Below are 13,754 nucleotides of genomic sequence, written 5' to 3' on the forward strand. Positions count from 1 at the left end.
CTCGCATTTCAGCGTCCGTTCAACTCGGCGCACCTACGGTCGGGGCGCGATCTCCGGGCACGGCTCCACCCGACGAGGCCCAGGGGGCGATCCGCGATGACCGTGACCCGGCGCGGCCTGTGGCTCTCGCAACTGCTGCATCCCGAGGTCTCGCATGTCGTCGCGTTCGGCCTGACCCTGAGCGGCCGGCTCGACGCCGAACGACTGCATCGCACGGCCGGTGTCGTGCTCGACCACGTCGGCTGGTACGACGTGCGTCTGTGCCCGAATCGGTCGCCGGCCGACGGTCATCCGCGCCCCCTGCACTCAGCCGGTTCCGGACTGGACCCGGTGGAATGCGTCGACCTGTCCACGTGTGCCGATCCGGCGGCTGCGAGCGACTCGCGCGCCCAGGATTTCCTCGATGACCCCGCCGGTGCCGACCTCGGACTGCCGTTGTTCCGCAGCGAACTGCACGTTCTCGCCCCCGACTCCCACCGGTGGGTCGTGCGGGTGCATCACGTGCTCACCGACGGCGCCGGCGTCCTGCGGGTGATGGCGCACATCGCCGCTGTCTACGCGGGTACGGCGCGCCCGGACGAGTTGCGCCTCGCCGACGACCTCGAACTCGAGGCCGAAGAGGAGAGGTACCGCGACTCGCGACGCCGACAGGCCGACGAACAACACTGGGCCCGACGGCTCGACGGCCTCGCGCCGTCCCTGCTGGCCGGTTCCGTCCCGCGTTTCACGTCGTCGATCGTGCGCGTCACCGAAACCCTGAGAAGTCCGCGGACCGCATCGTCGGCCGAGTTCGTCACCGCGTTCGCGGGCCTGTGCGCCCGGCTCCTCGACACCCCCGACGTGGGGCTGAGTCTCCCGGTCGCCGCACGTACCTCGGCGGCACGTCTACGAGCGGTGCAGCCCGTCTCGAACGTCGTGCCGTTGCGCCTCGACGGAATCGGGGACCGCGACGCCGGGCAGGCCCTCGTCGACGTGTCGTTGGCCCTGATCGAGGCACTGCGTCACCAGCGCCACCATCGCGAGGACATGCTGCGAAAGCAGCACGGGCTCAACGGCTTCGGTGCGGTGGTCAACCTCCTGCCGGGCTTCGAACCGCCCGCTGTCGACGGCTTGCACTGGGGACTCGAGGTGATGCGGACCGGACCGATCTCCGACGTCGCGGTGACCCTGCACCCCGCCGATCAGAACGGTCGCCGGGCGGTGACCTGGGAAGCCCCGGACGCCGTCGTCGACACCGATGCGCTGGCCACCCTCGCCCGACGTTTCGACCGATACCTCACCGCCACGCTGCGCGAACTGGACGGTGGCCCAACGGTTCCCGACGATTCGGTGTTCGTCGACGGGGAGTGGGAGCGGTTTCGGTGCCGGAGCGGACCACCGGCACCGCCCTTCACGCCGACCGTGAGCCACCTGGAGGACCACCGTTCGGCGGACCCGGAGGCCATCGCGATCATCGACGGTGAGGTGTCGGTGTCCCGACGCGAGTTCGCGCGCCGGGTCGTTCGCGGGACCCGGTTGCTCCTGGAGGCCGGGGTCGGTGCGGGCGACCGCGTGGCGGTGTCCATCGAGCGGTCGGCGGCCTCCGTTGTCGCGTTCTGGTCGGTGCTGTGTGCGGGCGGCGTATGGGTGCCGGTCGGCGATCCGTTCGCACCGGACGCGAGAACGAGGGATCTGCTCGATCGCTCCGGCGCCAAGGTCGGATTGTGCGTGCCGGGCGCCCCACACCCGGGCTCGATCCGGTGGCTCGACCTCGAGCACGACGACCCCGGCTCCCCGATCCCCGATCGGTGGCCGGGTTTGGAACGCGGGCCCGACGATGCCGCCTACCTGCTGTTCACGTCGGGTTCCACCGGAACGCCCAAAGGCGTGATCATGCCCCACCGCGGCCTGCCCGCCCTGATCGCGGAGATCCGACAGACGTACGCTCTAGCACCCGGGTCACGCATCCTGCACGCGTCGTCCCCGACCTTCGACACCGGGATCGTCGAGATGCTGTGCGGGGTCGTCTGTGGGGCGACAGTTGTCGTCGCGCCGAGGTCGGCACCCGGCGGTGATGCACTGGCACAGCTGATCCGACGGCATCGCGTCAGTCACCTCATCGTCACGCCGTCGGTCCTCGACACCCTGCCCCTGGATCTGGCCGACGATCTGGTGCAGGTGATCATCGGTGGCGAACCGCCGTCGCCGCGGGTGGCCGACCGCTGGTCGGGTCGCGTCCGGCTGCGGAATGCGTACGGACCCACCGAAGCCCGGTGCAGCATCAACATCTCCGCTCCGCTGCTGCCGGGCGAGGCGATCACTGTGGGCCCGCCGATGGTCGGAGTCGACGAGGCGGTCCTGGATCGCCTCGGCCGGCCACAACCTCCCGGGGCGATCGGCACGCTCCACTGTGCGGGACCGCAATTGGCCGACGGCTATCTCGACGATTCGGCGTCCACTGCGGAGGCCTTCGTGCAGAGCACGTTCTCGGCCGAGGAGGTGATGTACCGGACCGGCGACCTGGCCCAGTGGACCGAGGCCGGTGAGATCCGACTGCTCGGACGCCGCGACGGACAGATCACCCTGCGGGGCTTGCGAATCGAACTCGCTGAGATCGACGCTGCGCTCGGACGATGCACCGACGTGCGGAGTTCCGCGACGATTCTGCGCGAGTTGCCGTCGGGCCGTACCGCTCTGGTGTCATTCGTCGTGCCGCAGCGAACCGGAACGGATGTCGACGCACCCGGGCTGCGTCGCGCGGTCGCCGGTGTCCTGCCGTCGTACATGGTGCCCGCGCTCATCATCGGCATCGACGCGCTACCCCGTACCGGCAACGGCAAGCTCGACGTCGGAAAGCTGGTGGACCACCCGCTCCCCGGTCGCCGGTCGGTGCGCGGACCCGTCGGCTCGCACGAGACCCTGCTGGTTCGGGTCGTGGGCGAGGCGCTGGGCACTGATGAGGTCGATCTGTTCGCCGGCTTCCTCGAGCAGGGCGGCGACTCCCTGGCGGTCATGCGGGTCGTCGGATCGCTGATCGCGGCAGGACATTCCGAGATCGGGCCCGACGACGTGCTCACCGCGCCCGACCTGGAGACGCTGGCCGAGCGGATGGTCGAGCCGGTCCGCCCGGACGACACCGTACGGCGACCGGCCGCACCGGACGACGATCGTCCGCTCACGTCCGCAGAACGGACGGTCGAACGCGCACCGGGACACCCGCACGGGCAGCTGGTCCGCGTCGGATGGGTTCCACCCGAGACCGGGCGGCCCACCGCTCCCGAATTGCGAGAATTGCTCCGCGCGTTGGCCGATCGGCACCCCGCCCTGCGGTCGAGCTATCCGGACACCCCCGCCGGGCCGGTCCAGCGGGCGCTGGCCGGCGGCGCTGACGCAGCGGTCGATGTTGCCGTGCAGGTGGTTTCGGACCCAGACCCGAACCCGGGACGCCAGATCCTACGCGCACACGCCGAACAGATGTCGGCGTCGCTCGATGTCCGGGTCGCGCCGCCGTTCTGCGTGCGGATCCTGGCGGATGCCGACGGCGGTGTGATGGCCGCGGTCGCGGTGTTCCATCACATCGCGGTCGACGGGCACTCGCTCGGAACGCTGGCCCGAGAGGCGGACCTGATCGCCCGCGGAGTGGATGTCCCTGCAATGCAACCCATCTCGCCGCGCGCACCACGCACTGACGACGACATGGACGGCCGGTCGTGGCACCAACTACTCGGCGAGCCGCCCGCGGGGTCCTTCACCCTGGACGGGCTGGCCCCCGTCTCCTGCGCGCAGTCCACGGCGGTTCGTCGCCGGGCTCTCGTCGACGCCGACGTCTACGCACGGTTCCGTGCCGGTGCGTCCGAGCAGGGCATGACCCCGTTCGAGGCATTCGGGAGATCGGTGTCGGAGGCGCTCGCGCGACTGACCGGACAAGACCGGGTGATGGCGGCCACCGCGGCGTCGACGCGGCCGGCGGGCGCCGAGGGCACCGTGGGCGACTTCGTCGTCGCTGCGGTCACACCGCTCGACGCGCGCGAGGATGTCCGCGGCTCGGTCGAGCGCACCCGTCGGTGCATCATCGCCGCGGCGACCGGGCCGATGGAGGACGTGCTGGACGTACTGGGCCGGCCGGTCGTCGACGGGCGCCTCTTCCCGGTGCCGGTGCTGCTCGGCTGGACCCCGACGATCACCCGGCCGAGCGTGGGCGGTCACCTGTACGTGTTCCCACCGCGGACCACGCGATGGATGCTGCAGATCGAGGGCTCGCCGACCGCACAGGGGGAGCTGCAGGTCCTGGTGACCGGCGCGGCCTCCGCGCTCACGGGGTCCCGGGTCGAGCAGGTGCTCGCCGAGGTCGTCGCGTGCCTGCGGGAACGGTGATTCGAGAACCTCACCGGCAGAGCAGAACACCCCGCGGGCGAGGTGTCCACGGGGTGTTCTCGATCGTGAGATGACGGATCAGGCCAGATCGAACCGATCGTTGTTCGAGACCTTCACCCACGCCTTGACGAAGTCGTTGACGAAGCGCTCCGCCGAGTCGTCCTGCGCGTAGACCTCGGAGAGTGCGCGCAGCTGCGAGTGCGAGCCGAACACGAGGTCGGCAGCCGTTGCCGTCCACTTCTTCTCGCCGGTGGCGCGGTCGGTTCCCTCGTAGACGTTCTCGTCGGAACCGCTCTTCCACTCGGTGTTCATGTCGATGATGTTGCGGAAGAAGTCCGTCGACAGGACGCCGGGCCGGTCGGTGAACACGCCGTGCTTGCTGCCACCGTAATTGGTGTCGAGCACGCGGAGACCACCGACGAGGACGGTCAGCTCCGGCGCGGTGAGGTCCAGCATGTAGGCACGGTCGAGGAGCAGCGACTCCAGCGGAGTCTTCTCGCCGTCCTTGCTGAAGTTGCGGAACCCGTCCGCGCGCGGTTCGAGGACCTCGAATGAGTCGACGTCGGTGCTCTCCTGCGAGGCGTCCGTACGGCCGGGGGTGAACGGCACGGTGACCGGGAAACCGGCTGCCTCGGCGGCCTTCTCGATCGCCGCCGCACCGCCGAGGATGATGATGTCGGCGAGCGAGACCTTCTTTCCGCCCGATGCCGAGTCATTGAAGTCCTTCTGGACCTGCTCGAGTACCGGCAGCACCTTGGCGAGCTCGCCGGGCTCGTTGATCTCCCAGTTCTTCTGCGGCTCGAGACGGATGCGGGCGCCGTTGGCACCGCCCCGCTTGTCGGTGCTGCGGAAGCTGGCCGCCGACGCCCAGGCCGTCTTGATGAGCTGCGTCGGGGACAGCGCGTCGAGCAACGTGCCCTTGAGAGAGGTGATGTCGTCGGCGTCGATCAGTTCGTGATCGACCGCGGGCACCGGGTCCTGCCAGATCTGCGGCTCGGGAACCCACGGGCCGAGGTAACGGCTGACCGGACCCATGTCGCGGTGCAGCAGCTTGTACCACGCCTTGGCGAAGGCCTCGGCGAGCTCCTCGGGATGGTCGAGCCACCGACGGGTGATGTCGGCGTAGATGGGAGACTCGCGCAGGGCGACGTCGGTCACCAGCATGGTGGGCGCGCGACCGGGACCGCCGAACGGATCGGGGATCGTGCCTGCTCCCGCACCGTCTTTCGCGACGTACTGCCAGGCCCCCGCGGGGCTCTTGGTGAGCTCCCATTCGTAACCGTAGAGGTTCTGGAGGAATCCGTTGCCCCACTGGGTCGGGGTGGAGGTCCAGACGACCTCGAGACCACTGGTGATCGTGTCCTCGGCCTTGCCCTTGCCGTAGCCCGACTTCCAGCCCAGGCCCTGCTGTTCGATCGGGGCGCCCTCGGGCTCGGGTCCGATCAGGTCGGCGTCGCCGGCGCCGTGGGTCTTGCCGAAGCTGTGGCCGCCGATGATGAGTGCCGCGGTCTCCTCATCGTTCATCGCCATGCGACCGAAGGTCTCGCGGATGTCCTCGGCGGCGGCGATCGGGTCCGGCTTGCCTTCGGGGCCTTCGGGATTGACGTAGATGAGACCCATCGTGGTGGCGCCGAGGGGCTGGGCGAGCTCACGTTCGCCGGAGTAGCGCTTGTCGGTGCCGAGCCAGGCGTCCTCCGGGCCCCAGAACACCTCCTCGGGCTCCCAGATGTCCTCGCGGCCGAAGCCGAAGCCGAAGGTCTTGAAGCCCATGGACTCCAGTGCGACGTTGCCGGCGAACACCAGCAGGTCGGCCCAGGACAGCTTGGTGCCGTACTTCTGCTTGATGGGCCAGAGCAGACGACGGGCCTTGTCCAGGTTGGCGTTGTCCGGCCAGCTGTTCAGCGGGGCGAACCGCTGTGCACCCTGACCGCCGCCGCCGCGGCCGTCGAAGATGCGGTAGGTACCGGCGGCGTGCCAGCTCATGCGAATGAACAGGCCACCGTAGTGGCCGTAGTCGGCGGGCCACCAGTCCTGGGACGTGGTCATCAGCGAGACCAGGTCGGCCTTCAGGGCCTCGACGTCGAGCTTCTCGAATTCCGTTGCGTAGTCGAAGTCCTCGCCGAGCGGGTTGGACAGCGAGGAATGGGCGTGCAGGATCGAGAGGTCGATCTGCTCGGGCCACCAGTCCTTGTTGGTCAGCGGCGCATGCGCTTTCGGCTTCGGCGAGGGGATCGCCGGGTTCTCGCTCTCGCTGGCACCTGCGGTGTCGGCGTCGGAGTTGGGCGGGCGGCTGTCGGAGGTCACGACATTCCTTTCGAGGGGACTGACAGGCTGCGATCACGGGAGGTGATCAGGTCGGGGCCTTGCTGAGGCAATCGGGGCACAGGCCCCAGAAGATGACCTCGGCCTCGTCGAGTGCGAAACCGTGGTCTTCCGAGGGGGTCAGGCATGGGGCTTCCCCGATTGCACAATCCACGTCGGCGATGACACCGCAGGCGCGGCAGACGACGTGGTGGTGATTGTCTCCGGTGCGAAACTCGTAGCGCGACACCGAACCCGAGGGTTGGATGCGGCGGATGAGCCCGCGCTCGGTCAGGGCGTGCAGCACATCGTAGACGGCCTGACGTGAGACGGTGGGCAGGGTTTCGCGTACCGCGTGATAGATGGTGTCCGTGTCGGCATGCGGGTGCTTGTCGACGGCGGCCATCACCGTCACCCGAGGCTGGGTGACACGAAGATCTGCGGCCCGGAGTTGCTGGGCATGGTCCGATGTCGATGCCACGTCCCCCACCATAGGGGCGTGACCGCCACTTCGCACGGTTTTTCTGGATCTGATCCAAATTCGTGCAGAGGTGGGTGGGGCCGACGCCAGTTGTCGTGTGTCGTTGCGTCTGGCGCCACGTTTCGCGACATCTGCAGATGCTTCCGACAGGCCGACGGCCGCCATCAGGTCGATGGCGGCCGTCGGGGTCGGTCGGTTCGGCAGATCAGCTGTCGATGCCGACCAGGTCCTTGGCGATCTCGGCGAAGCGGATCTCGACCGCGGAGACCACGCGCTGGCGGTTCTTGTGCGCCTCCTCGTAGGCGAGGGTGACCCGCAGGTCGGCCGGCTTGGTCAACTCCTTGACCGCGGCCACCGCGTCGGTGACGTTGAGATCGACGTAGCCCTCGATCGGGAGGTCTTCCGCCTCAACGGTTCCGGTGATCTCGCGGAGCTGGTGGAGCGCGTCGGCGGCACCCTCGGCACCGCTGTCGCGAGCACTGTCCTCGACTGCCTCGAGGGCGGCGTCACGGCCGGCGGCCACGGTCTTCGAGACCGCGGCACCGGCGTTGCTGACGGCGTCACCGGCTCGCGAGGCGGTCTCGGTCGCGTCGTCGACTGCTCGTCCGAACCGGCTGCGCAGGGTCTCCACGGGGTCGGGGAGCTGGCGGGCGAACTCGGCGGTGCGGTCGATCGCCCACGATGCGCCGAGCGCCGGGGCGGTCAAGGCGCGCGCGGCGAGGCCGCTCGCCCACTGCGACGGGCCGCGACGCAGGGCGGCCGGGCCGCCGAGAGCCTCTTCGGCGAGAACCGTCGTGAGCCAGTGGACGGTCGCCGTGTGGGCGTCGATGAGCTTGTCGGCCAGGCCGACGAGTGCTTGGTCATCCTGACCGGTGGCCAGTGCCTTCAGGTACGTGGCGCGTGCCACGAGCCGCTGCTCTAGTGCGAGGTCGTCGAGCAGGGCCTCGTCCAGCGGTTGGGTCTGCTCGGCCAGCGTCTTGGCGACGGCACCGACACGGCCGAGTACCGGCCGGACGACATCGACGAGTCCGCCGCGGTCACGCAGGGCGGTCTCGATGGTGAGTGCGCGCTCGCGGGCGTTCTCGGCGTTCTGGGCCAGTTCCTTGCGGATCGCATCGGTTCGGGCCTGGGCCTGCCGGGTCTCGGCGATCTGGATCTCGGTGTGCGTCAACGCGAGGATCGCGCGAAGTTGCTGGTGAACGGTGGTGGTGGAAACGGTCATCGGTTCTTGCTCCCCTCTTGAACGGGTTGGATCGGTTACACCCGAGTGTTGCCACGACGAGGGCAGATGTAACACCCCGGTGTGAATCAACCCGGCGCGCCGACTCGAACACGTTGAGCCACAGCGGGTTCTACGAATTGTGAGGCGCGTCACAACGGTCAACGAGGGCGTGCGCTATGACCGTTTGCCGAGATTTGTGTGGTAGCGGGCCTGCGTCGGGCCGGCCAGACCGTACGTCGAGGTTTGGTTTCGCCCTCGTCACGGGTACCTCGCGGCGATGCACCCGGAGCGGAGTGTTCGCCAGGCGGACCCCGACCTGGGATCCGGAGTGACGGTCGCGCAGATCGCCGACCACCTCGACACCGCCATCCTCGGCGACCTCACAGCCGGGTCGACGGTGGTCCGCGACATCGACGCGACCTTCCGACGCCACGGCGTCACCTGCTGCGCGATGGAGGTCTCCTCGCATGCGATCGATCAGGGAAGGGTCGACGGCACCGCATTCCGCGTGATGGCGTTCACCAACCTGTCCGACGACCATCTCGACTATCACGAGTCGATGGAGGGCTACTTCGCGACCAAGGCCGCGATGTTCACGCCGGAGCGGACGCAGATCGCAGTGGTCGACATCGACGACCACTGGGGTGTGCGTCTGGCTGCCGGGACCACGACGGAGACCTGGACGTGCTCGACTCGACGCACGGACGCCGACGTCGTCGCCACCGATATCCGGGCCGGGCGTCTCGGCGCCGAGTTCACCGTCCACACGCCACACGGGCGATCCCGGGTCGGGTTGCAGGTGTTGGGGCCTCACCAGGTCGGCAACGCTCTACTGGCGCTCACCGCCGTGGTGGCGGACGGCGTCGACCTCGCCGCTGCGGCCGAGGGCGTCTCCTCGGTGACCGGCATCGCCGGACGGTGCGAACCCGTGCATGCCGGACAGCCGTATCGCGCCATCGTGGACTACATGCACAACACGGCGGGACAACACGCGATGTTCCCCTACCTGAGGTCGTTGACGGAGGACGGTCGGCTCATCGTCGTGGTCGGGGCAACCGGCGGACGCGATCCAGGGAAACGAGAACCACTGGGACAGGTCGCGGCGCGTTACGCGGACGTCGTGATCGTCACCGACGAGAGCCCCGAGGACGAGGACCCCGGCGAGATCAGGGCCAGTGTGCTGCGCGGCGCGCACCGGGAAGCGTCGGCGGTCGTCATCGAGGAACCCGACCGGCGGAGCGCATTCTCGACGGCCACGTCCATGGCCGGTGACCGCGACGTGGTCGTGGTCACCGGCCGGGGCAGCGACACCTTCCGGAGGTACGGGACCGAGACGTCGTTCTTCGACGATCACACCGAGTTACGGCGCGCGATCCTCGACACGTCGAGCTGAACGGGCGATCACTTCTTTCCGGACAGAACGGCGTCGCGGGCCGCGGCGGCCGCATGGAGCTCGCGCTGATACAGGATGCCGTAGGTGAAACCGTTCTCGCCCTTACGGATTCCCGCGGCGGCGCCCAATTCCCGCAGGGCGCGGGCGGCAACGGCGGCATCCTGGTGTTCCCCCAGGACGGTCTGGATCTTCTTGTGGCGCTTGGCCTGCGCACGACCGATCGACCCGACGACCGGCGTGGCCAGCTCACCGGCGTAACGGGCCCGCTTGGCCGCCTTGCGCGCCCGATGCAGATCTTCCTCGTGCCCGGAGGCGAGGGCTTGCTTCAACCGCTTGTCCGCCTTGCGCGCCGCGCGGGTGGCGATCTGACGGACCTGCTTTTTCGAGATCTGGTCGTCGACGAGCGGGACTGCCTCGTTCCAGGTCGTGAGGGTCGACAGCAGCCGGCGATACCGGTCCGATGTCATCTCGGTGGCGACGTTCTCTCGATGGTGATGCTGCTGAGCGGAGAGTTCCTCCTCGATCCGCGCCGCAACCGGTCCGAGCACGAGCTCGTCGGGCAGTTCGGCGAGGGCGGTGGCGAATCGTGCGCGCAGGACCTCCCGGTCGCGCACCTCGCCGAGAACCCCTGCGAACCACCGCAGTTCGTCGTCGAGTCCCACGAGGTCGCTCGGCTCGAACAGCGGTGCCGCGGTCCGCAGCGTGCTCCGGAGACGGCGGATGGCGACGCGAACGCCGTGCACCGGGTTCTCACCGCGACGTAACGCGACATCGCCGGCGAAGATGGTCGCGATCTGCTCGTGGACGTAGTCCAGTGCGGCGGCAGCGGCCGGCGACGCCGAGCCGGCTCGGTGCGGTGCCTCGTGACCGATGGCGCGCTCGTACGTCGACGACGCCGACGCCGGACGCGCGCCGGCCCCGACCATCCGTTTGCGTACACCCTTGGGCACCGCATCCTTCGACGCGGAGCGCACCGCGACCTCGCGCCAGGACGTGGCGGTGGCGACCGGGCCGGTGGCGGTGGCGGAGACGGTGTCGTCGATCACCTCGTAGTCGGTCTCACCGTTCGCGTCGAGATGGCGGTGGCGGGTTCGGTGCGTGTGGACGATCGCCGCGACGCGAAGCGGTTTGCCGCCGCTCAGCCCCCAGAGGGCATCGGCAATCGTCGGCGGGACGGCCGTCGAGGGGGCATCGATTCGTTCGGTGATGGCCTCAGCGGGGGAGGGGGTGACGACCCGCCAGCCGGCCGGACGCTCGTCCCCGTCGTCCCCGTCGACGTAGACGACCGTGGTGCCGTGCGCGAGGAGGTCCCGGTCCTCGGTGTCGTAGTACGTGTCGCTGAAATCCGTCGACGAGATCTCGACGTCGCCGGGGTCTCCGAGGTCGGGGATGGCGCTGCCCAGACCGAAATCCCAGGTGTCTGCGCGGGTGGTGTCGGTGTGCACTACTCGCTCCTCACTCTCGCTGTGTCGCTGACACACCGAGGGTGTCCGAACCGGACATCCGGTAAACGTCAGGAGGGGTCACGACCGCCCTACGAGCGGTGGTAGACGCCGTCCTCGGAACGCGTGACCTGGCCGTGGCGCACGAGCCGTTCGAGGTGGAGTTCGGCTGTCCGTTTCTCCACCGCGTCGACGAAGGGCAGCTGGACATGCGGGCGATACACCAGCCGCTCGGTGGCGATCCCCTCGACCGTGAGTGGGCGGCGCAGCAACTCCAGCAGGCGTTCCTCGCGTCGATGGATGACGGCCTCGTAGTCGGCGAGATGTGATCGGAATTCGTCGGCGCCGGTGACCACGCCCTTCTGATGGAAGGTGCCGTACCAGCGGGCATCGATGTCGCGTACTCGCGCAATCGACGCGAGATAGTCGTCTACGCTGCTCCCCAGGTCGCCGTACATCGGTCCGAACGAGGTGAGGTCGATGTCGGCGAGATAGAGAAAGCCCGTGGGTTCGACGAGGATGCCGGAATGCCCGGCGGTGTGCCCGGGCAGGTGGACGACCGTCGCGGTGACCCCGCCGAGTTCGAAGGCGTGTCCGTCCTCGACCCCGGCGGCCTCGGGGAAGCCGGACGTCAGCTGGAAGGTGTCGCCGATCTGGGCATCGACGCCGGCCCTCTCCTCGTCGGTCAGGCCGTAGTTGTCGAGAAGGACCTGCAGGGATCGCACGCCGTCGACGTCGGCGTGATGGGCGAACTTGTCCGCGGAGAAGTACCGGAGGCCGGCGATGTGGTCCTCGTGTGCGTGACTGATCATCACCGCGTCGGGCTGCACCGGGTCGTGGTCGACCTCGAGGGAGGGATCGACCACCAAGGTCCCGGCGGAGCCGCGGACCACGACCGTGTTGCCGTAGGGAAACGCACCGCCATGCGATGACGCGAGCACGGTCACCTCGTCGTAGCGGTTCTCGATGAAACTCGGTGCGAGGGTCACGTCGTCTGCGTACCCCGGCGGGGGAATACTGTCAACGGCGGGGTTCGTCGACGGAGTCATCCCGCGCGCCGGTCACTGCGCGGAGCCACAGCGGCACGATCAGCCACGCGAGGGAGAACGTCACGAGGGTGACGATGCCCGCGATCGCCGACGGAACCGGTCCGGCGGTCGCTCCGAAGACGACGGTGACCGCACCGGACAGCGCCAGGCCGAGCAGGGTGAGGCCGGCGAAAGCCAGGTAATGCGCGTAGGTGACGATCAGCGCGAGCTGGTGCTGACGGAACAGGGCCCGGTGCAGCGCCACGGGCGCCGCCAGGAGGATCGCGGCGCCCACGGCACACGACACCGTGATCAGGTAGATCACTCGCAACGTGCCGCCGAGCTCTTCGAAACCGTCATGGAAGGGCAGCGTGAGTAGGAATCCGGTGAGGATCTGCACGCCGGTCTGCACGACCCGCAGCTCTTGCAGCAGCGAATTCCAGTTGCGATCCAGGCGTTGGGTTTCCGTTTCGTCGCGCTGGGCGTGATTCCACGCGGCGTCGCCGGACCCGGGTCTGGTGGGGTCGAGGTCCGACGGGCTGGTCATTTGCTCATCGTCGCACCACGGGGTCTCGTCGAGCGGTGCGGTGGAGTCTCGAAGCGGTTACTGCTATAGGCCCTTCCACGGAGCTGAGATGGACGAACTTCCGCTACCCGCCGAACGATGGACCGGGCACCACCGGCGAACTGCGAGCAGCCCGATTGCCTGGCGCGCACGGCGTAACGGGAGGACGATCGGACCATGGCCACGTCGATGGACGAGTTCACGATGTCCCAGCTGAGTTCACTGCGCTGGGCGGACATGCGGCGACGGGTGCGCGCGCTGGTCGACGGAGAAGTCGTCGTCGACTCCGCGAGGGCCATCCAGGTGTGGGAGCCCTACCGGGTGGTCGGATGCTACGCGATGCCCGTCTCCGATGTCGTTGCGCCGCTGACCGATGCACAGTCAGTCGACGCCGCCGACGACCACGGGCCGATCCTCACACCGGTCGATCCCTTCGACGTGCACACGACGCCCGGTACGACCTGCGACCTCGTGGCAGGCGAACGGACTCTGGCCGGCGCCGCGTTCCGTCCGGACGATGCCGATCTCGCCGGCCACGTCCTGCTGGACTGGGCGGCCTTCGACGAGTGGCGCGAAGAGGAGCAGACGGCGATCGGTCATCCGCACGATCCGTTTCAGCGCATCGACTGCCTCGACACCCGCAGACATGTGATGGTGACGGTGGGAGGTTCGGTCCTGGCGGACAGCCGACGCCCGACCCTGCTGCTCGAAACCCATCTGCCGCCCCGACACTATCTGCCGCGCGAGGACGTCCGGATGGATCTGCTCGTGCCGTCCGACACCGTCACGGTGTGCGCATACAAGGGCGAGGCGACCTACTGGTCGGCCGTCGTCGGCGACGAGGTCATTCCCGACGTGGCATGGACCTACGCCGATCCGCTGACCGACGCCGAACCCGTGCGGGACCTCGTCTGCTTCTACGACGAGCGGGTAGGCCTGAGCGTCGAGACCTGACGGGGTCCTCGAACT

At 68.8% G+C, this 13,754-nt stretch carries 9 protein-coding genes; 3 read left to right on the forward strand and 6 right to left on the reverse strand.

Annotated elements, in window-relative coordinates; genetic code table 11:
• The first annotated feature begins 96 nt into the window (after nt 1-96).
• Entirely contained in the window at nt 97-4,353 is a 4,257-nt protein-coding gene (locus ACFUEJ_RS17860) for an AMP-binding protein (RefSeq protein ID WP_388030899.1), read from the forward strand.
• Nucleotides 4,354-4,431: 78 nt separating this feature from the next.
• Here the strand turns inward: ACFUEJ_RS17860 and katG are convergent, their stop codons facing one another.
• The 3 genes from katG to ACFUEJ_RS17875 all read right to left on the reverse strand — a co-directional run bounded on the left by katG (nt 4,432) and on the right by ACFUEJ_RS17875 (nt 8,357).
• A complete protein-coding gene (gene katG / locus ACFUEJ_RS17865; RefSeq protein ID WP_388030902.1) occupies nt 4,432-6,657 on the reverse strand; it encodes a catalase/peroxidase HPI in 2,226 nt (741 codons plus the stop codon).
• A gap of 46 nt (nt 6,658-6,703) precedes the next feature.
• The gene (locus ACFUEJ_RS17870; protein ID WP_058249784.1) at nt 6,704-7,147 is read right to left on the reverse strand and encodes a Fur family transcriptional regulator; all 444 of its coding nucleotides are present in this window, start codon (nt 7,145-7,147) and stop codon (nt 6,704-6,706) included.
• 193 nt (nt 7,148-7,340) lie between these two features.
• Nucleotides 7,341-8,357, reverse strand: coding sequence for a hypothetical protein (locus tag ACFUEJ_RS17875; RefSeq protein ID WP_065631427.1), 1,017 nt, complete (start codon nt 8,355-8,357; stop codon nt 7,341-7,343).
• A gap of 328 nt (nt 8,358-8,685) precedes the next feature.
• Here ACFUEJ_RS17875 and ACFUEJ_RS17880 point away from each other — a divergent pair, with 328 nt between their 5' ends.
• Nucleotides 8,686-9,750, forward strand: coding sequence for a Mur ligase family protein (locus ACFUEJ_RS17880; RefSeq protein WP_388030905.1), 1,065 nt, complete (start codon nt 8,686-8,688; stop codon nt 9,748-9,750).
• Between the two features lie 8 nt (nt 9,751-9,758).
• Here ACFUEJ_RS17880 and ACFUEJ_RS17885 read toward each other — a convergent pair whose 3' ends face one another.
• The 3 genes from ACFUEJ_RS17885 to ACFUEJ_RS17895 all read right to left on the reverse strand — a co-directional run bounded on the left by ACFUEJ_RS17885 (nt 9,759) and on the right by ACFUEJ_RS17895 (nt 12,767).
• On the reverse strand, nt 9,759-11,195 hold the full coding sequence (locus tag ACFUEJ_RS17885; protein WP_388030908.1) for a CHAD domain-containing protein: 1,437 nt from the start codon (nt 11,193-11,195) through the stop codon (nt 9,759-9,761).
• 89 nt (nt 11,196-11,284) lie between these two features.
• Nucleotides 11,285-12,181, reverse strand: coding sequence for an MBL fold metallo-hydrolase (locus ACFUEJ_RS17890; RefSeq protein ID WP_388030910.1), 897 nt, complete (start codon nt 12,179-12,181; stop codon nt 11,285-11,287).
• Nucleotides 12,182-12,212: 31 nt separating this feature from the next.
• Entirely contained in the window at nt 12,213-12,767 is a 555-nt protein-coding gene (locus tag ACFUEJ_RS17895; protein WP_247450208.1) for a DUF6328 family protein, read from the reverse strand.
• Between the two features lie 195 nt (nt 12,768-12,962).
• On the opposite strand from ACFUEJ_RS17895, the gene ACFUEJ_RS17900 reads away from it, so the two are divergent.
• A complete protein-coding gene (locus ACFUEJ_RS17900) occupies nt 12,963-13,739 on the forward strand; it encodes a DUF427 domain-containing protein (RefSeq protein ID WP_338855856.1) in 777 nt (258 codons plus the stop codon).
• Nucleotides 13,740-13,754 lie beyond the last annotated feature (15 nt).

This window comes from Gordonia sp. NPDC057258 (assembly GCF_042668985.1).
Lineage (GTDB): Bacteria > Actinomycetota > Actinomycetes > Mycobacteriales > Mycobacteriaceae > Gordonia > Gordonia hongkongensis.

Excerpts from the sequence above, each read along its gene's own strand:
- ACFUEJ_RS17860 (WP_388030899.1), top strand. The coding sequence starts at position 97 with ATGACCGTGACCCGGCGCGGCCTGTGGCTCTCGCAACTGCTGCATCCC.
- ACFUEJ_RS17870 (WP_058249784.1), bottom strand. The coding sequence starts at position 7,147 with ATGGTGGGGGACGTGGCATCGACATCGGACCATGCCCAGCAACTCCGG.
- ACFUEJ_RS17875 (WP_065631427.1), bottom strand. The coding sequence starts at position 8,357 with ATGACCGTTTCCACCACCACCGTTCACCAGCAACTTCGCGCGATCCTC.
- ACFUEJ_RS17895 (WP_247450208.1), bottom strand. The coding sequence starts at position 12,767 with ATGACCAGCCCGTCGGACCTCGACCCCACCAGACCCGGGTCCGGCGAC.
- ACFUEJ_RS17900 (WP_338855856.1), top strand. The coding sequence starts at position 12,963 with ATGGCCACGTCGATGGACGAGTTCACGATGTCCCAGCTGAGTTCACTG.